At 34.5% G+C, this 17,963-nt stretch carries 31 protein-coding genes; all 31 read right to left on the bottom strand.

The genetic code is table 11. From position 1 onward, the window contains the following. Positions 1-60: 60 nt before the first annotated feature. The 31 genes from carA to fusA all read right to left on the bottom strand — a co-directional run bounded on the left by carA (position 61) and on the right by fusA (position 17,958). On the bottom strand, positions 61-1,170 hold the full coding sequence (gene carA, locus ACTPNM_RS06225) for a glutamine-hydrolyzing carbamoyl-phosphate synthase small subunit (RefSeq protein ID WP_440121021.1): 1,110 nt from the start codon (positions 1,168-1,170) through the stop codon (positions 61-63). Positions 1,171-1,267: 97 nt separating this feature from the next. After that, on the bottom strand, positions 1,268-1,744 hold the full coding sequence (gene rplQ, locus ACTPNM_RS06220; protein WP_047789815.1) for a 50S ribosomal protein L17: 477 nt from the start codon (positions 1,742-1,744) through the stop codon (positions 1,268-1,270). 62 nt (positions 1,745-1,806) lie between these two features. Further along, positions 1,807-2,799, bottom strand: coding sequence for a DNA-directed RNA polymerase subunit alpha (locus tag ACTPNM_RS06215; RefSeq protein WP_099215313.1), 993 nt, complete (start codon positions 2,797-2,799; stop codon positions 1,807-1,809). Between the two features lie 98 nt (positions 2,800-2,897). Beyond that, positions 2,898-3,503, bottom strand: a complete 606-nt coding sequence (gene rpsD / locus ACTPNM_RS06210; RefSeq protein WP_099215312.1) for a 30S ribosomal protein S4 — start codon at positions 3,501-3,503, stop codon at positions 2,898-2,900. Between the two features lie 133 nt (positions 3,504-3,636). Continuing rightward, positions 3,637-4,023 (bottom strand): 30S ribosomal protein S11, encoded by a 387-nt coding sequence (gene rpsK / locus ACTPNM_RS06205; protein WP_047789818.1) that lies wholly within the window; start codon positions 4,021-4,023, stop codon positions 3,637-3,639. Positions 4,024-4,056: 33 nt separating this feature from the next. Then, entirely contained in the window at positions 4,057-4,422 is a 366-nt protein-coding gene (gene rpsM / locus ACTPNM_RS06200; protein ID WP_047789819.1) for a 30S ribosomal protein S13, read from the bottom strand. A gap of 2 nt (positions 4,423-4,424) precedes the next feature. Next, positions 4,425-4,541: a type B 50S ribosomal protein L36 gene (gene ykgO, locus ACTPNM_RS06195; RefSeq protein ID WP_010181906.1), complete on the bottom strand. Its 117-nt coding sequence runs from the start codon at positions 4,539-4,541 to the stop codon at positions 4,425-4,427. 12 nt (positions 4,542-4,553) lie between these two features. Continuing rightward, the gene (gene infA, locus ACTPNM_RS06190; protein ID WP_024740627.1) at positions 4,554-4,769 is read right to left on the bottom strand and encodes a translation initiation factor IF-1; all 216 of its coding nucleotides are present in this window, start codon (positions 4,767-4,769) and stop codon (positions 4,554-4,556) included. Between the two features lies 1 nt (position 4,770). Then, the gene (gene secY, locus ACTPNM_RS06185; protein ID WP_274639426.1) at positions 4,771-6,090 is read right to left on the bottom strand and encodes a preprotein translocase subunit SecY; all 1,320 of its coding nucleotides are present in this window, start codon (positions 6,088-6,090) and stop codon (positions 4,771-4,773) included. Positions 6,091-6,102: 12 nt separating this feature from the next. Further along, positions 6,103-6,552: a 50S ribosomal protein L15 gene (gene rplO, locus ACTPNM_RS06180; RefSeq protein ID WP_047789821.1), complete on the bottom strand. Its 450-nt coding sequence runs from the start codon at positions 6,550-6,552 to the stop codon at positions 6,103-6,105. A 12-nt stretch (positions 6,553-6,564) separates the two neighbouring features. Next, entirely contained in the window at positions 6,565-6,747 is a 183-nt protein-coding gene (gene rpmD / locus ACTPNM_RS06175) for a 50S ribosomal protein L30 (RefSeq protein WP_047789822.1), read from the bottom strand. Between the two features lie 11 nt (positions 6,748-6,758). Further along, positions 6,759-7,283, bottom strand: a complete 525-nt coding sequence (gene rpsE / locus ACTPNM_RS06170) for a 30S ribosomal protein S5 (RefSeq protein ID WP_099215310.1) — start codon at positions 7,281-7,283, stop codon at positions 6,759-6,761. An 8-nt stretch (positions 7,284-7,291) separates the two neighbouring features. After that, the gene (gene rplR, locus ACTPNM_RS06165) at positions 7,292-7,642 is read right to left on the bottom strand and encodes a 50S ribosomal protein L18 (RefSeq protein ID WP_047789824.1); all 351 of its coding nucleotides are present in this window, start codon (positions 7,640-7,642) and stop codon (positions 7,292-7,294) included. Positions 7,643-7,660: 18 nt separating this feature from the next. Then, entirely contained in the window at positions 7,661-8,206 is a 546-nt protein-coding gene (gene rplF, locus ACTPNM_RS06160) for a 50S ribosomal protein L6 (RefSeq protein WP_274639398.1), read from the bottom strand. A gap of 15 nt (positions 8,207-8,221) precedes the next feature. Further along, the gene (gene rpsH, locus ACTPNM_RS06155; RefSeq protein ID WP_099215307.1) at positions 8,222-8,620 is read right to left on the bottom strand and encodes a 30S ribosomal protein S8; all 399 of its coding nucleotides are present in this window, start codon (positions 8,618-8,620) and stop codon (positions 8,222-8,224) included. Positions 8,621-8,979: 359 nt separating this feature from the next. Continuing rightward, positions 8,980-9,249 (bottom strand): 30S ribosomal protein S14, encoded by a 270-nt coding sequence (gene rpsN, locus ACTPNM_RS06150; protein ID WP_028890738.1) that lies wholly within the window; start codon positions 9,247-9,249, stop codon positions 8,980-8,982. A gap of 4 nt (positions 9,250-9,253) precedes the next feature. Next, entirely contained in the window at positions 9,254-9,805 is a 552-nt protein-coding gene (gene rplE, locus ACTPNM_RS06145; protein ID WP_125068407.1) for a 50S ribosomal protein L5, read from the bottom strand. Between the two features lie 2 nt (positions 9,806-9,807). After that, the gene (gene rplX, locus ACTPNM_RS06140; RefSeq protein WP_125068409.1) at positions 9,808-10,116 is read right to left on the bottom strand and encodes a 50S ribosomal protein L24; all 309 of its coding nucleotides are present in this window, start codon (positions 10,114-10,116) and stop codon (positions 9,808-9,810) included. A gap of 14 nt (positions 10,117-10,130) precedes the next feature. After that, a complete protein-coding gene (rplN, locus tag ACTPNM_RS06135; RefSeq protein WP_099215305.1) occupies positions 10,131-10,499 on the bottom strand; it encodes a 50S ribosomal protein L14 in 369 nt (122 codons plus the stop codon). 1 nt (position 10,500) lies between these two features. Next, positions 10,501-10,758: a 30S ribosomal protein S17 gene (gene rpsQ, locus ACTPNM_RS06130; protein WP_099215304.1), complete on the bottom strand. Its 258-nt coding sequence runs from the start codon at positions 10,756-10,758 to the stop codon at positions 10,501-10,503. Between the two features lie 18 nt (positions 10,759-10,776). Then, positions 10,777-10,968 carry a 50S ribosomal protein L29 gene (rpmC, locus tag ACTPNM_RS06125; protein WP_028890733.1) on the bottom strand — a complete coding sequence of 64 codons (192 nt, stop codon included), beginning with the start codon at positions 10,966-10,968 and terminating at the stop codon, positions 10,777-10,779. A 12-nt stretch (positions 10,969-10,980) separates the two neighbouring features. Then, positions 10,981-11,412, bottom strand: coding sequence for a 50S ribosomal protein L16 (gene rplP / locus ACTPNM_RS06120; RefSeq protein WP_047789830.1), 432 nt, complete (start codon positions 11,410-11,412; stop codon positions 10,981-10,983). A gap of 19 nt (positions 11,413-11,431) precedes the next feature. Continuing rightward, on the bottom strand, positions 11,432-12,148 hold the full coding sequence (rpsC, locus tag ACTPNM_RS06115; RefSeq protein ID WP_125068412.1) for a 30S ribosomal protein S3: 717 nt from the start codon (positions 12,146-12,148) through the stop codon (positions 11,432-11,434). Between the two features lie 11 nt (positions 12,149-12,159). Further along, on the bottom strand, positions 12,160-12,564 hold the full coding sequence (rplV, locus tag ACTPNM_RS06110; RefSeq protein WP_028890730.1) for a 50S ribosomal protein L22: 405 nt from the start codon (positions 12,562-12,564) through the stop codon (positions 12,160-12,162). 9 nt (positions 12,565-12,573) lie between these two features. Further along, the gene (rpsS, locus tag ACTPNM_RS06105; RefSeq protein WP_028890729.1) at positions 12,574-12,852 is read right to left on the bottom strand and encodes a 30S ribosomal protein S19; all 279 of its coding nucleotides are present in this window, start codon (positions 12,850-12,852) and stop codon (positions 12,574-12,576) included. 6 nt (positions 12,853-12,858) lie between these two features. Continuing rightward, positions 12,859-13,683: a 50S ribosomal protein L2 gene (rplB, locus tag ACTPNM_RS06100; protein ID WP_274639395.1), complete on the bottom strand. Its 825-nt coding sequence runs from the start codon at positions 13,681-13,683 to the stop codon at positions 12,859-12,861. An 11-nt stretch (positions 13,684-13,694) separates the two neighbouring features. Continuing rightward, on the bottom strand, positions 13,695-13,985 hold the full coding sequence (gene rplW, locus ACTPNM_RS06095; protein WP_047789833.1) for a 50S ribosomal protein L23: 291 nt from the start codon (positions 13,983-13,985) through the stop codon (positions 13,695-13,697). Between the two features lie 8 nt (positions 13,986-13,993). After that, the gene (gene rplD / locus ACTPNM_RS06090; RefSeq protein ID WP_099215301.1) at positions 13,994-14,623 is read right to left on the bottom strand and encodes a 50S ribosomal protein L4; all 630 of its coding nucleotides are present in this window, start codon (positions 14,621-14,623) and stop codon (positions 13,994-13,996) included. Next, positions 14,623-15,240, bottom strand: a complete 618-nt coding sequence (gene rplC / locus ACTPNM_RS06085) for a 50S ribosomal protein L3 (protein ID WP_440121020.1) — start codon at positions 15,238-15,240, stop codon at positions 14,623-14,625. Before rplC ends, rplD begins: the two co-directional genes overlap by 1 nt. A 289-nt stretch (positions 15,241-15,529) precedes the next feature. Continuing rightward, positions 15,530-15,835 (bottom strand): 30S ribosomal protein S10, encoded by a 306-nt coding sequence (gene rpsJ / locus ACTPNM_RS06080; protein WP_024740605.1) that lies wholly within the window; start codon positions 15,833-15,835, stop codon positions 15,530-15,532. Between the two features lie 5 nt (positions 15,836-15,840). After that, the gene (gene fusA, locus ACTPNM_RS06075; RefSeq protein ID WP_274639393.1) at positions 15,841-17,958 is read right to left on the bottom strand and encodes an elongation factor G; all 2,118 of its coding nucleotides are present in this window, start codon (positions 17,956-17,958) and stop codon (positions 15,841-15,843) included. Between the last annotated feature and the right edge of the window lie 5 nt (positions 17,959-17,963).

Genomic DNA, 17,963 nt, shown 5'->3' with positions numbered 1-17,963 from the left:
TTTTTAATTATAGATTCCCGTGAATATTAGTTCACGGGAATTTCTTTATTTTTTATTTATTTAAGCTTTTACTTTTTTGATATTTTCTATAAACTGATCAAATAAGTATTCTGCATCATGTGGCCCTGGACTTGCTTCTGGATGGTACTGTACTGAAAAAACATTTTTAGACTTCATTCTAATACCTGCTACCGTGTTATCATTTAAGTGCACATGTGTAATTTCAACATCAGGATGCGCTTCTGTTTCTTCTCGATTTATAGCAAAACCATGGTTTTGAGAAGTTATTTCTCCTTTTCCTGTCAATAAGTTTTTAACAGGATGATTAATTCCTCTATGACCATTGTGCATTTTATATGTTGAAATACCATTAGCTAACGCTATAACTTGATGCCCTAAACAGATTCCGAACAATGGTAAATCTTTAGCTATAATTTCTTTAGCTGCCTTTTGAGCTTCTTCTAAAGGTTCAGGATCTCCAGGCCCATTAGAAATAAAGTATCCATCTGGATTAAAGTTGCTCATTTGTTCGAAACTTGCATTGTATGGATATACTTTAATGTATGCTCCTCTTTTTGCTAAATTTCGTAAGATATTTTTCTTAATACCTATATCTAGGGCTGATATTTTAATTGGAGCATTTTCATCACCTACAAAATAAGGTTCTTTAGTTGATACCTTAGAAGCTAATTCTAATCCTTCCATATTAGGAATCTCAGCTAGTTGTTTCTTTAATTCGTTTATTTTATCTACTTCAGTTGAAATAATAGCATTCATAGCTCCATTTTCTCTAATGTAAGATACTAACGCACGTGTATCAACATCTGAAATAGCTACTAAATTATGCTTTTCAAACCAGTCAAATAAATTTCCGTCAGAATCTACACGAGAATGTGTAAAACTAAAGTTACGACAAATTAAACCTGAAATTTTTATTCCGTCTGATTCTACTTCTTCATTATTAACTCCGTAATTACCAATATGAGCGTTGGTAGCTACCATTAATTGTCCGAAATAAGAAGGATCTGTAAAAATTTCTTGGTATCCTGTCATACCGGTATTAAAACAAATTTCTCCTGTTGCGGTTCCTTCTATTCCAATAGATTTACCGTAGAAAATAGTTCCGTCTGCTAATAAAACTAATGCTTTTTTACGTGTTTGATATTTCATTTAGTGGTGTTGTGTAATTTGTTTGCAAAAATATATAAAAAAAGGGACAAACATTAAATGTTTATCCCTTTGATATAATTTATAAAAATTCTCATTTTTATTCTTCTTCTTGTGAAGTTTGAGTTTCAACAGCTGCAGCTTCAGTTTTCTTCGCTCCACCACGACGGCTACGACGAGTACTCTTTTTAGCTTTGTTTCCTTTTGGATTGTATAACTCGTTGTAATCAACTAATTCTACCATTGCCATAGGAGCGTTATCTCCTTGACGGTTTCCTAACTTGATAATACGAACATACCCTCCTGGTCTGTCTGCTACTTTTACAGAAATTTCTTTGAATAATTCTGTAACAGCTTCCTTGCTACGTAAGTAACTAAATACTACACGACGGTTGTGAGTTGTATCATCTTTAGATTTTGTAATTAAAGGTTCTACAAACTTACGTAAAGCTTTCGCTTTAGCTTCAGTAGTATTAATTCGCTTGTGCTCGATTAAAGAACAAGCCATGTTAGATAACATCGCTTTTCTATGCGCTGTTTTTCTTCCTAAATGATTAAATTTCTTTCCGTGTCTCATGACATTTGGTTTTAGCTCTCATCTTGCTACTACCCTAGTTTAGGGGAGCAAACTATGAAAGGTTAATCTTTATCTAATTTGTATTTGCTTAAATCCATTCCGAAACTTAAACCTTTGTTAGCCACTAACTCATCTAATTCAGTTAATGATTTTTTACCAAAGTTTCTGAACTTCATTAAATCGCTTTTGTTGAATGATACTAAGTCTCCTAAAGTATCTACTTCTGCAGCTTTTAAACAGTTTAAAGCACGAACAGATAAATCCATATCAACTAATTTCGTCTTTAATAACTGACGCATGTGTAATGATTCTTCATCATATGTTTCAGTTTGTGCGATTTCATCAGCCTCTAAAGTGATACGCTCATCAGAGAATAACATAAAGTGGTGGATTAAAATCTTAGCTGCTTCAGTTAAGGCATCTTTAGGATTGATAGACCCATCAGTATCGATATCGAAAACTAATTTTTCGTAATCGGTCTTTTGCTCTACACGGAAATTTTCAACAGCATATTTTACATTCTTTATAGGAGTGTAAATAGAATCTGTAAAAATTGTTCCTAAAGGAGCACCAGCTCTTTTGTTTTCTTCTGCTGGTACAAAACCCCTACCTTTTTCAATGGTAATTTCAGCATTTAACGTTACCGATTTATCCATGTTACAAATTACTAAATCTGGATTTAGTACTTGGAAACCTGAAATGAACTTTTGTAAGTCACCAGCTGTTAATTGCTCTTGTCCTGATATTGCTATAGAAACTGTTTCTCTATCTGATTCTTCAATCTGCTTCTTAAAACGTACTTGTTTTAAGTTTAAGATAATCTCAGTTACATCTTCTACAACACCTTGAATTGTTGAAAACTCATGATCAACTCCGTCAATACGTAATGATGTAATGGCAAATCCTTCAAGAGAAGATAATAATACTCTTCTTAAAGCGTTACCAACTGTTAATCCAAAACCTGGTTCAAGAGGTCTGAACTCGAATCTTCCTGAAAAATCAGTAGATTCAATCATTATTACTTTATCAGGCTTTTGAAAATTTAAAATTGCCATATTTTTTTCTTCGTTTTAATTGTTATCCAGTTGCGCGGTTTGTAAGTGTGAAGAAGTACGAATAAACCCTTTGGCTGAATACCAATATTATTAATTTATTACTTAGAGTATAATTCTACGATTAACTGCTCTTTGATATTCTCAGGAATTTGTAATCTTTCTGGTACTTTTACAAATGTTCCAGATTTTTGATCAGCGTTCCAAGTTAACCATTCGTAAACATTGCTATTAGCTGCTAAAGCATTTTCAATAGCTTCTAACGACTTAGATTTTTCTCTTACTGCTACTACATCTCCCTCTTTTAATCTATAAGATGGAATGTTAACGATATCTCCGTTAACTGTAATGTGACGGTGAGATACTAACTGACGTGCAGCTCTACGTGAATTAGCAACACCTAAACGGTATACTACGTTATCTAAACGAGATTCACATAATTGTAATAAGATTTCACCTGTTACTCCTTGAGAAGCTGATGCTTTTTTGAAAAGGTTACGGAACTGACGCTCTAAAATACCATAAGTATATTTAGCTTTTTGCTTCTCCATTAACTGGATTGCATATTCAGATTTTTTACCTCTTCTTTTACCTACTCCATGTTGTCCTGGAGGGTAGTTTCTTTTTTCGAAGTTCTTGTCGTCTCCGAAAATTGCCTCGCCAAACTTACGAGCAATCTTAGTTTTTGGTCCTGTATATCTTGCCATTTCTAATAAAAATTAGTAGGGATTATGAATTAAGGCTTACTCCTTCGATAATCTTTAAATCCTACTGTGTTAAAATACTTGTTTTTTGCGCACAAAAGTACGCTAAATAAAGTATAAGTTGAATTAATTCAACTTATACTCTTCTTCTTTTAGGTGGACGACATCCGTTGTGAGGAATTGGAGTAACATCAATGATTTCTGTTACCTCGATACCTGAATTGTGGATAGATCTGATTGCAGATTCTCTACCGTTACCTGGTCCTTTAACGTACACTTTTACTTTACGTAAACCTGCTTCTTTAGCAACGTTTGCACAATCCTCTGCCGCTAACTGAGCTGCATAAGGAGTGTTCTTTTTAGAACCTCTGAAGCCCATTTTCCCTGCAGATGACCAAGAAATAACGTCACCTTTTTTGTTTGTTAAAGAAATAATAATATTGTTGAAAGATGCAGTTACGTGTGCTTCACCAACTGACTCTATTACAACTTTACGTTTTTTTGTTACTTTAGACTTTGCCATAATTCTTTACTATTAGTAAAAAATAATCAATGATTATTTTTTCTTGTTAGCTACAGTTTTTCTCTTACCTTTTCTTGTACGAGAGTTATTCTTTGTTCTTTGTCCACGTAATGGTAAACCAAGTCTGTGACGAATACCTCTTTGACATCCGATGTCCATTAAACGTTTAATGCTTAATTGAACTTCAGAACGTAACTCACCTTCAATAGTGTAAGTTCCAACTTGCTCACGAATTGCTGCAATTTGATCATCAGTCCAGTCTTGAACTTTGATACTTTCATCTATATTGGCAGCAGCTAAAACTTCTTTAGCTCTGCTTCTTCCTATACCAAAGATGTAAGTTAAAGCGATAACACCTCTTTTATTCTTTGGAATATCTATACCTGCGATTCTTGCCATAACTACCCTTGTCTTTGTTTAAATCTAGGATTCTTTTTGTTAATTACATATAATCTGCCTTTTCTGCGTACAATTTTGCAGTCGGCACTTCTTTTCTTTAATGATGCTCTTACTTTCATCAGTGTGTGTTTTTAATATCTGTAAGTAATTCTTGCCTTTGATAAATCATACGGACTCATTTCTAACTTTACCTTATCTCCAGGTAATAATTTGATATAATGCATACGCATTTTTCCTGAAATGTGAGCCGTAACAATATGTCCGTTCTCTAATTCTACTCGAAACATTGCATTTGATAATGCTTCTGTAATGGTTCCGTCTTGTTGAATTGCTGGTTGTTTAGCCATATTATTTTAATGATTTTCTGTTACTGTTACCTGTTTTCATTAAACCGTCATAACGACTGTTTAATAAATACGAGTTTATTTGCTGAATAGTGTCTATTGCAACTCCTACCATAATGATTAATGATGTTCCTCCATAAAACATTGCCCAGTTTTGAGTAACTCCAAACTTTACAATGATTGCTGGTAAAATAGATAAAGCTGCTAAGAAAATAGATCCTGGTAATGTAATTTTCGACAATACTGAATCTAAGAAATTAGCTGTTTCTTCACCTGGCTTATAACCTGGAACAAAACCATTACTTCTCTTTAAATCTTCCGCCATTTTATTTGTTGGAATAGTAATAGCTGTATAAAAGTAACTAAAGACAATAATTAATAAAGCAAATATAACGTTATACCATAAACCGTTAATATCAGTTAAACTGTTTAATGCTGGGTATTTTTGCCCTAATGCTATTGGTAAAAACATAATAGCTTGTGCAAAGATAATTGGCATTACTCCAGCTGCATTCAATTTTAAAGGAATGTACTGTCTTGCGCCATCAACATCTTTAATGTTTGTAACTGCTGTACGACGTGCGTATTGAACGGCTACTTTACGTACTGCTGTAACTAATAATACGGTTAACAAGATTACTACAAACCAAACTATTAATTCGATTAAAATCATCATAATTCCTCCAGCACCTGCAGTTTGCTTTGAAACTAATTCTTGAATGAATGCTGCTGGGAAGTTTGCAATAATACCTACGGTAATTAATAATGAAATTCCATTACCAACTCCTTTATCAGTAATACGCTCTCCTAACCACATTGCAAAAATTGTTCCTGCACTTAAAAGAATGATTGATGATACCCAAAATGTTGCTCCTGTTACTAAGAATGCTTCTTGCGGTAAACCCATTTGATTTTGGATTACTCCAATATAGGTTGGCGCTTGAAACAATGTAATAGCAATTGTAAGCCATCTTGTTATTTGCGTAATCTTCTTACGTCCACTTTCTCCATCTTTTTGTAGTTTTTGTAAGTATGGTACTGCGATTCCCATTAACTGAACTACAATAGATGCAGAAATATAAGGCATTATACCAAGTGCCATTACTGACGCTCTAGCAAATGCCCCACCTGTAAATGCGTTTAATAAACCTAAAAGTCCACTGTCAGTACTGTCTTTTAATGCTGCTAACTGAGTAGGATCAATTCCTGGTAATGGAACTGCTGCCATGAAACGGTAAACAGCGATTAAACCTAAGGTTAAAAGTAATTTCTCTTTTAACTCTTCAATCTTCCAAATGTCTTTTAAAGTATTTATAAAATTCATCATTTACAATTCTTATAATGTTACTGCTTCACCTCCTGCTGCTTCGATAGCTGCTTTAGCTGATGCTGTAAATTTATGTACAGTTATATTTAATTTAGCTTTTAACTCTCCACCACCTAATATTTTTACTAAGTCGTTTTTACGAGCTAATCTGTTTTCTACTAAAACATCTAAATTTACTGTATCTGTTATCTTTCCGTTATCTACTAATGATTGTAACTTGTCTAAATTTACACCAACATATTCTTTACGATTAATGTTAGTGAAACCAAATTTAGGCACACGTCTTTGAAGTGGCATTTGTCCTCCTTCAAATCCTATTTTACGAGAATAACCAGAACGAGATTTAGCTCCTTTATGTCCTCTTGTAGAGGTACCTCCGTGACCAGAACCTTCTCCACGAGCGATTCTTTTACCGCTTTTTGTAGATCCTGCTGCTGGTTTTAAGTTGTGTAAACTCATCTTTATATTGTCTTATTTAATTTCTTCAACAGAAACTAAGTGTGAAACTTTACTTACCATACCCAAAATTGTAGCTGATGCTTCATGTTCTACAGTTTGGTTCATTTTACGTAAACCTAACGCCTCTAACGTTCTTTTTTGATTTTTAAGGCGACCGATTTGACTTTTTACTTGTGTAACTCTAATTTTACTCATCGTCTTAAATTTTAACCGTTAAAAACTTTCTCTAAAGATATACCTCTTTGCTTAGCAATAGTAGCAGCACTACGTAATTGTAATAAAGCATCAAAAGTTGCTTTTACTACGTTGTGAGGGTTTGATGATCCTTGAGACTTTGATAATACGTCTTTAATACCTACAGCTTCTAATACTAAACGTACAGCACCACCGGCAATAACCCCGGTACCGTGTGAAGCAGGTTTGATGAATACTTTTGCTCCACCAAATTTACCTTTTTGTTCGTGTGGTAATGTTCCTTCTAAAATAGGGATACGTACTAAATTTTTCTTTGCATCTTCTACTGCTTTAGCAATTGCAGAAGAAACATCTTTAGACTTTCCTAATCCGTGACCTACAACACCGTTACCATCTCCTACTACTACGATTGCAGAGAATCCGAATGCTCTACCTCCTTTAGTTACTTTGGTAACACGTTGTACACCTACTAATTTATCTACAAGCTCTAATCCGCTTGGTTTTACTCTTTCTACGTTTTTATATCCTAACATAATATAATTTCTTAAAATTTTAAACCAGCTTCTCTTGCAGCGTCTGCTAATACTTTAACTCTTCCGTGGTATAAATATCCGTTACGGTCAAAAGCAACAGTATCAACACCAGCCTTTACAGCTTTTTCAGCAATAGCTTTACCTACAGCTGTAGCCGCTTCTGCTTTAGAACTAGATGTAATTTCTTTATCTCTTGATGATGCAGATGCTAATGTAACACCAGCAACGTCATCGATTAACTGAGCATAGATTTCTTTATTACTTCTGAAAACTGATAATCTTGGTTTTTCAGCTGTTCCTGTAACAATCTTTCTAATTCTATGCTTAATTCGTTGTCTTCTTTCAAGCTTTGATAATGCCATAATAATTTCTCTTATTTATTATGCAGATTTACCTGCTTTTCTTCTTAATACTTCTCCTACAAACTTAATTCCTTTTCCTTTGTAAGGTTCTGGCTTACGGAATGAACGAATTTTTGCTGCAACTTGACCAACTAATTGCTTGTCATGTGAAGTTAATTTTACGATTGGATTCTTACCTTTTTCAGATACTGTTTCAACCTTAACTTCTGGAGCTAAATCTATTACAATATTGTGAGAGAAACCTAAGGCTAAATCTAACTTTTGTCCTTGGTTAGATGCTCTATAACCAACACCTACTAACTCTAACTCTTTAGTAAATCCTTTGCTTACACCTTCAACCATATTATTGATTAAAGCACGGTATAAACCATGTGCAGCTCTATGATCTTTACTTTCTGATGGTCTCTCTAAAGTGATAGTACCATCTTCAACTTTTACAGTAATTCCAGACTTAATTTCTTGAGTTAACTCTCCTAATTTTCCTTTTACTGTAACCACATTTCCGTCTACTTTTACTTCAACACCTTGTGGCAATGCGATTGGATTCTTTCCTATTCTACTCATCTTACAAAATGTTTTTTAGTAAACGTAACATAATACTTCTCCACCAACGTTCTCTTGTCTTGCTTTTTTGTTTGTCATTACACCTTTTGATGTAGAAACAATAGCAATACCTAATCCGTTTAATACTCTTGGCATTTCTTTAGCGCCAACGTATCTACGTAAACCTGGTGTTGAAATTCTTTGAATCTTTCTGATTACTGATTCTTTCGTGTCACGATCGTATTTTAAAGCTATCTTAATAGTCCCTTGAACTTTATCTTCATTGAACTGATAACTTAAAATGTAACCTTGATCGAACAAAATCTTCGTCATTTCCTTCTTCAACTTTGAAGCAGGAACTTCAACTACTCTGTGATTTGCTGCAATAGCATTTCTCACTCGAGTAAGAAAATCCGCGATTGGATCTGTATACATAGTTAATTAATTTTCGGTTTTGGTTTTTAGCATCTTTACAAATACTAAACCTGAAACCAGTTAATATTTATTTAATTGTTTTTTGAGTAAAATCTCGTAGGCATTATACTGTTTGATTAGTATTTACTTACAAGGCATAATTTACCCTATAAAAACAGTGTGCAAATATACATAAACTTTTTAAAAATCAAACCTTTTTAATCATTATCATTTTTAGTATCAAAATATTACGTTTTTATAAGTCTATTTTAAACTAAAGTGAAATTTATATATTTAGCGGTTACAGCTTTATATTAAACACAAAAGGCGTATAACTTTTTATTGTTATACACCTTTTGTTTACATATTTAAAGAGCTGTTTACCAGCTTGCTTTTTTTACTCCTGGAATTAATCCTTGGTTAGCCATTTCACGGAAAGTAACACGTGAAATTCCGAACTGACGCATATATCCTTTAGGACGTCCAGTTAGTTTACAACGGTTGTGCATTCTAATTGGTGATGCGTTTTTTGGTAACTTTTGTAATGCTTCATAGTCTCCAGCTTCTTTTAAAGCTTTTCTCTTTTCTGCATACTTTGCAACCATTTTAGCTCTTTTGCGCTCACGCGCTTTCATTGATTCTTTAGCCATCTTATTAATTCTTTTTAAATGGTAATCCTAATTCTCCTAATAATGATTTAGCTTCTTTATCAGTGTTAGCTGATGTTACAAAAGTAATATCCATACCACTAATTTTTTTCACTTGATCAATATTAATCTCTGGGTAGATGATTTGTTCAGTAATACCTAAGTTGTAATTACCTCTACCATCAAAACCATTTGCTTTGATACCGTTAAAGTCTCTTACACGTGGTAAAGAAGCTGTAACTAATCTATCTAAAAATTCGTACATTTTGTCTCCTCTTAACGTAACCTTTGCACCAATTGGCATTCCTTTACGTAATTTGAAGTTTGCAACGTCTTTCTTAGAGATTGTAGGTACTGCTTTTTGACCTGTAATAGTAGTTAACTCGTCAATAGCGTATTCTATTAATTTCTTATCTGCTATAGCTGCACCAACACCTTTACTTACAACGATTTTTTGTAATTTAGGTACTTGCATTACATTGCTATAACCAAATTCATCAGTAAGAGCTTTGATAACTCTGCTCTTGTACTCTTCTCTTAATCTTGGTACGTAACTCATTGTTATATTGCTTTATCTGATTTTTTTGATACTCTTACTTTCTTATCTCCTTCAACTTTATATCCTACTCTAACAGCTTCACCGTTTTCGGTTAATGCTACGTTTGATATATGTAATGGAGCTTCTTTCTTTACAATTCCTCCTTGTGGATTAGCAGCACTTGGCTTAGTGTGTTTAGACACCATATTTACACCTTCTACTACTACTCTATCCTTATCTTTAAGAATTTGTAAAACTTTTCCTTCAGATCCTTTGTGATCTCCTGCTATAACTTTAACAGTATCTCCTGATTTAATTTTAAATTTTTTCATTTTAAAATCTGATTTTATAACACCTCAGGTGCTAATGATACTATTTTCATAAATTGTTTCTCACGTAATTCACGAGCCACAGGTCCGAATACACGAGTTCCTCTCATTTCCTCTGTAGGATTTAAAAGTACACAAGCATTATCATCAAATCTGATATATGATCCGTCTTTACGTCTAACTTCTTTCTTAGTACGAACAACAACTGCACGAGATACTTGACCTTTCTTTACAGTTCCGTTTGGAGTTGCAGATTTTACCGATACTACGATTTTATCTCCAACGCTAGCGTAACGCTTTTTTGTTCCTCCTAAAACTCTAATCACTAAAACTTCTTTTGCTCCAGTGTTATCTGCGACTTTTAATCTTGATTCTGTCTGTAACATATTATTTAGCTCTTTCTAGGATTTCTACTAATCTCCAACGCTTAGATTTACTCATAGGACGTGTTTCCATGATCCTTACAGTATCACCTTCGTTGCAATCGTTATTCTCGTCATGTGCAACGTACTTCTTAGTCTTTAATACGAACTTTCCGTACATTGGGTGCTTTACTCTTTTTACCTCGTTTACAACGATAGACTTCTCCATCTTGTTACTAGATACTACACCGATTCTCTCTTTTCTAAGATTTCTTTTTTCCATCTTTAAAACTGACTAGAATTATTGTAATTCTCTTTTAGTTAACTCTGTAGCAATTCTTGCTACAGTTTTTCTTAAGCTACGTAACTCTAATGGATTTTCCAATGGAGTTATGGCGTGAGCCATCTTAAGATCAGTATAATTTTTCTTCAACGCCCCTAGCTTTTCTTGTAAGTCAGCTGTTGATAATTCTTTAATTTCTGATTGTTTCATGATCTAATAGAATTAAGCGTTATAATCAAAATCTCTTGCTATTACAAACTTCGTTTTTACAGGAAGTTTTTGCGCTGCTAAACGTAAAGCTTCTTTTGCTACTTCCATTGGTACACCACCAATTTCAAACAAAATTCTACCTGGTTTTACAACTGCTACAAAGTGGTCTGGTGCTCCTTTACCTTTACCCATACGTACCTCTAACGGTTTCTTTGTTATTGGTTTGTCTGGGAAAATTTTAATCCAAAGTTGCCCCTCTCTTTTCATATAACGAGTTGCCGCAATACGAGCTGCCTCAATTTGACGAGAGGTAAGTAAGTTCTGGTCTAATGATTTGATACCAAACATTCCGTTAGAAAGTTGAGTACCTCTACCAGAGTTACCTTTCATATTTCCTTTCGCCTTCTGTACCTTACGGTATTTTACTCTTTTTGGCTGTAACATTGTTAATTTCTTTTAAAAATTATTTTCTTCTGCGAGGTTGACGTTTACCACCACCTTTGTTTCCACTACCCTTTTGCTTAGATAGTCCAACTAATGGAGATAACTCACGTTTTCCATAAACCTCACCTTTCATAATCCATACTTTCACACCGATTCTTCCGTATGTAGTATGTGATTCAACAAGTGCATAATCGATATCTGCTCTGAAGGTAGAAAGAGGAATTCTTCCTTCTTTGTAATGCTCAGAACGTGCCATTTCAGCTCCGTTTAAACGACCTGATAATTGCACTTTAATTCCTTCAGCATTCATTCTCATTGCAGCAGCGATAGCCATTTTAGTAGCTCGCTTGTAAGAAATTCTGTTTTCAATTTGACGTGCAATACTAGCTGCAACTAATTTTGCATCTAATTCTGGACGTTTAATTTCGAAAATATTAATTTGAACTTCTTTACCAGTAATTTTCTTAAGCTCTTCTTTTAACTTGTCTACCTCTTGACCTCCTTTACCAATAATGATACCTGGACGTGCTGTAGTGATAGTAACGGTTACAAGCTTTAAAGTACGCTCAATAATAACTCTTGATACACTTGCTTTAGATAATCTAGCGTATAAATACTTTCTTATCTTGTCATCTTCAGCAATCTTATCTCCGTAGTCATTTCCACCATACCAGTTAGATTCCCATCCTCTGATAATTCCTAAACGATTTCCTATTGGATTTGTCTTTTGTCCCATTTCTACTTTGATTAATTACTGTTATTTTTAGTTCCTAACTCTAAAGTTACGTGATTAGAACGCTTACGAATTCTGTGTGCACGACCTTGTGGAGCTGGTCTTAACCTTTTTAACATACCTGCGCTATCAACACAAATTGATTTTACGTATAATCCAGCATCTTCGATACTTGCATCTTCATTTTTAGCTTGCCAGTTAGCAATTGCTGATAATAATAACTTTTCTAAGTTACGTGATGCTTCTTTTGGACTGAACTTTAAGATTTGTAAAGCTTTTTCAACTTCAACTCCTCTTACTAAATCTGCTACCAAGCGCATTTTTCTTGGTGATGTAGGACAATTAGTTAACTTAGCGAAAGCTCTAGACTTTCTAGCTTCTTTTAACTGTGTTGCCATGTTATGTTTACGACTTCCCATAATTTCCTACTATTTTTTACCTTTATTTTTTGCACCAGCGTGTCCTCTAAATGAGCGTGTTGGTGAAAATTCGCCTAATTTATGACCTACCATGTTTTCAGTAACGTAAACTGGTACAAACTGACGTCCGTTGTGAACTGCAATTGTTTGCCCTACGAAATCAGGAGTAATCATACTTGCTCTAGACCAAGTTTTGATAACTGACTTACTACCTGCTTCTACGTTAGCTAACACTTTTTTCTCTAACTTATAGTGAACGTAAGGTCCTTTTTTTAATGATCTTGCCATGGTTTATTATTTCTTTCTACGTTCTACGATATACTTATTACTAGCTTTGGTCTTTGATCTAGTCTTAAATCCTTTAGCAGGAATACCGTTTCTAGATCTTGGATGCCCTCCAGAAGAGCGTCCTTCACCACCTCCCATTGGGTGATCAACTGGGTTCATTCTAACAGCATTTGTTCTTGGTCTTCTTCCTAACCATCTACTTCTACCTGCTTTACCTGAAACTAATAACTGGTGGTCTGAGTTAGACACTACCCCAATTGTAGCCATACAAGTTAATAAGATAAATCTTGTTTCTCCAGAAGGTAATTTAACTGTTGCATATTTACCTTCTTTTGCAACTAACTGAGCAAAAGCTCCAGCAGAACGAGCCATAACAGCTCCTTGACCTGGGTGTAATTCAATACAAGAAATTGTAGTACCTAATGGAATTTCGCTTAAGTACATAGCATTTCCAACTTCTGGAGATGCTCCTTTTCCTGAAATGATTGTTTGACCTACTTTTAATCCGTTTTGTGCAATCACATAACGCTTTTCACCATCAGCATAACTAACTAAAGCAATAAATGCAGTACGGTTTGGATCGTACTCGATAGTTTTTACTGTTGCAGGAACACCTTGTTTATCTCTTTTAAAATCGATAATACGGTATTTTTGTTTATGACCTCCACCGATATTACGTGTAGTCATTCTACCCTGGTTGTTTCGACCTCCAGATCGTTTTTTCGGAGCTAATAAAGATTTCTCCGGCTTATCAGTAGTAATGGTGTCGAACCCATTTACAACTCTAAAACGCTGACCTGGTGTTATTGGTTTTAATTTTCTAACTGACATTCTGTCTTTTCTTAAAGATTGTTATAAAAATCAATAGTTTCTCCTTCAGCTAACTGAACGATTGCTTTCTTGTATCCACCTGTTAATCCAGTAACTAAACCTTTTTTAGTGTACTTAGTTTTTCTTTGTGCTGGATAATTCATTGTTTTTACAGATTCAATCGCTACACCATAAGCAGCTTCAACAGCTCCTTTGATTTCTAATTTGTTAGCTTTCTTATTTACAACAAATGTATAACGGTTGTTTAACTCGCTATCATTTGTAGCTTTTTCTGTAATAATAGGTTTAATTAAAATACTCATCTTGTTCCCTATTTACTTAAATTAGACTCAATTCCTTCTAGAGAGCTTTCAGAAATAACAACTTTATTTGCATTTAAAACGCTATATGTGTTAATACCTGAAGCATCTACTACTTTAGAACCTTTTAAGTTACGAGATGATAAGTAAACATTTTTACTTTCTTCACCTAATACGAATAAAGACTTTTTAGCGTCTAATTCTAAAGCTTTTAATACATTGATAAACTCTTTAGTTTTTGGAGCTTCAAAGTTGAAGTCTTCTACAACTACTAAATTGTTTTCTTTTGCTTGAATACTTAAAGCTGACTTACGTGCTAAACGCTTTAAGTTTTTATTTAACTTAAAAGAATAGTTTCTTGGTCTTGGACCAAACATACGTCCACCACCTCTAAAAACACCAGACTTGATACTACCCGCACGAGCTGTACCAGTTCCTTTTTGTTTTTTTATCTTTCTTGTACTACCAGCAATCTCAGCTCTTTCTTTCGATTTATGAGTACCTTGTCTTTGATTAGCCAAATACTGCTTTACATCTAAATAAATCGCGTGATCATTTGGCTCGATTCCGAATACCTCGCTAGAAAGTTCAACTTTTCTACCAGTATCTTTCCCTGTAATATCTAATACTGCTACTTTCATTATTTCTCGATAGTTACATAAGAGTTTTTGTGCCCAGGAATTGCTCCTTTTACAACGATAAGATTCTTACCTGCAACCACTTTTAAAACTCTTAAATTTTGAACTTTTACTTTGTCTCCACCCATACGACCTGCCATACGCATTCCTTTGAATACTCTTGCAGGGTATGATGCTGCACCAATTGAACCTGGAGCTCTTAAACGGTTATGTTGACCGTGAGTTGCTTGTCCAACTCCGCCAAAACCATGACGTTTAACAACACCTTGAAAACCTTTACCTTTAGAAACTCCTGATACATCAACGAATTCTCCTTCAGCAAAGTGTTCAACAGTAATTGAGTCACCTAATTTGTACTCACCTTCGAATCCTTGGAACTCAACGACTTTTCTCTTAGCAGATGTACCAGCTTTTTTAAAGTGACCATCTAAAGCTTTATTAGAGCTTTTTGCTTTTTTGTCATCGAAACCAAGTTGTAACGCGTTATAGCCGTCAACCTCTTCGGTTCTGACTTGGGTAACAACGCAAGGACCTGCTTCGATTACAGTACAAGGAATATTCTTCCCGTTTTCATCGAATAAGCTGGTCATTCCTACTTTTCTTCCTATTAACCCAGACATATTTGTTAATTTTCAGACGATAGATTTAATTTATCCAGCGCGTCTATTAATAAAATAAATTTTTGAAACAAATGTTTCTTGTTTTCCTTCAAATTTCTCAAAAAAAAAGAGCGAAAAACATCTTCACTCTTTGAATTTGTTTTACCGTTTTTCCTTCGCGAAACCCTCAGGACATGTCATTTCTGAATACTTTCCAGAAATTTACACACTCCGAAAACTAAAATTTCGGTGTGCAAAAGTAAAAAAAACTTTCGGCTTAACAAAATTAAACCGAAAGTTATTGATTTACTTATACTTTGATCTCAACTTCAACTCCACTTGGTAACTCAAGTTTCATTAACGCATCAATAGTTTTTGAAGAAGAACTATAAATGTCTAATAATCTCTTGTAAGCAGATAATTGAAATTGCTCTCTAGATTTTTTGTTTACGTGTGGTGAACGTAATACTGTAAAAATCTTTTTATTTGTAGGTAAAGGAATTGGACCGTTTACTACAGCTCCAGTACTCTTTACTGTCTTTACGATTTTCTCAGCAGACTTGTCTACTAAATTATAATCGTAAGACTTTAACTTTATTCTAATTTTTTGACTCATCTTAATTAACCTTTAGCGTTTGCGATTACTTCTTCTGAAATGTTACTTGGAGTTTCTGCATAGTGGGAGAATTCCATTGTAGAAGTTGCTCTACCTGAAGATAATGTTCTTAAAGAAGTAACATATCCAAACATTTCTGATAAAGGAACGATTGCTCTAACTACTTTAGATCCTGCACGATCGCTCATATCGTTTACTTGTCCTCTTCTTCTGTTTAAGTCTCCAACGATATCTCCCATGTTCTCCTCTGGAGTTAACACTTCTAATTTCATCATTGGTTCCATGATTACAGCTCTTGCAGCTTTTGCAGCAGCTTTGTAACCTAACTTAGCCGCTAATTCGAATGATAATTGATCAGAATCTACAGGGTGGAAAGATCCATCCTTTAAAGTAATCTTCATCGAATCCATTTCGTAACCAGCTAAAGGACCATTTTTCATTGCTTCTTTGAATCCTTTTTCTACTGACGGTACAAATTCCTTAGGAACGTTACCACCTTTAATTATAGACTCAAATTGTAATCCTGTTACACCTTCATCAGCAGGCTCCATAGTAAATACAATATCAGCAAACTTACCACGTCCACCAGATTGCTTTTTATAAACCTCTCTGTGATCTGCAGTAGCTGTTAAAGCTTCTTTATACTCTACTTGTGGTTGTCCTTGATTTACTTCAACCTTAAACTCACGCTTTAAACGGTCTACAATAATATCTAAGTGTAACTCTCCCATTCCTGAAATAACAGTTTGCCCTGAAGCTTCATCTGTTTTTACAGTAAACGTTGGATCTTCTTCAGCTAATTTAGCTAAAGCCATACCTAACTTATCTACATCTGCCTTAGTTTTAGGCTCAACAGCGATACCAATTACTGGATCTGGGAAATCCATAGATTCTAAAACGATTGGGTGTTTTTCGTCAGATAACGTATCTCCTGTTTTAATATCTTTAAATCCTACTGCTGCTCCAATATCTCCAGCTTCGATAAAATCGATTGCATTTTGTTTATTAGAGTGCATTTGGTAAATACGTGAAATACGTTCTTTCTTACCTGAACGGTTATTTAACACATAAGAACCTGCATCTAAGTGACCAGAATACGCACGGAAGAATGCTAAACGACCTACGAAAGGATCAGTAGCAATTTTAAATGCTAGAGCTGAGAATGGTGCTTTTGCATCTGGCTTACGTGTTTCTTCTTCACCTGAATCTGGGTTAGTACCAATGATATTATCTCTATCTACAGGAGATGGTAAGTAACGACATACAGCATCTAATAAGAACTGTACACCTTTATTTTTAAATGATGAACCACACACCATTGGAATGATAGACATATCCATTACAGCAGCTCTTAATGCAGCGTGCACTTCTTCTTCTGTAATTGAATCTTCATCTTCCATGTACTTCTCTAATAAGTTTTCGTCATAAGCAGCAACCTCTTCGATTAACTTACCACGTAACTCACGAGCCTCTTCTTTTAAATCTTCTGGAATATCTACAACATCGAAAGTTGACCCATAGTTATCATCATGCCATACAATAGCACGGTTTTTAACTAAATCAACAATACCTTTAAAGTCTGCTTCATCACCAATATTTAATACGATTGGCACTGCGTTAGACTTTAACATATCTTTTACTTGCTGACAAACTGCTAAGAAGTTTGCTCCTTGACGGTCCATTTTGTTAACGAAACCGATACGAGGTACTTTATAGTTATCAGCTAAACGCCAGTTAGTTTCAGACTGTGGTTCTACTCCATCAACTGCTGAGAATAAGAACACTAATCCATCTAATACACGTAATGAACGGTTTACCTCTACAGTAAAGTCAACGTGACCTGGAGTATCAATAATATTAAAATGGTATCCTTTTGTTTCAGGTAATGGCTTTGCATTTTCTAAAGGAAACTGCCAAGTACAAGTAGTTGCAGCAGAAGTAATTGTAATACCTCTCTCTGCCTCTTGCTCCATCCAGTCCATTGTAGAAGCTCCATCGTGCACTTCTCCAATTTTATGAGACACTCCTGTATAGAAAAGGATACGCTCAGTTGTTGTTGTTTTACCAGCATCAATATGAGCAGCAATACCTATATTTCTTGTATATTTTAAATCTCTTGCCATTTCTT

Source organism: Tenacibaculum sp. Ill (assembly GCF_051938915.1).
Classification (GTDB): domain Bacteria; phylum Bacteroidota; class Bacteroidia; order Flavobacteriales; family Flavobacteriaceae; genus Polaribacter; species Polaribacter larymnensis.
The sequence above is the reverse complement of the archived record's forward strand: the minus strand, read 5'-3'. Positions and strand labels throughout refer to the sequence as shown.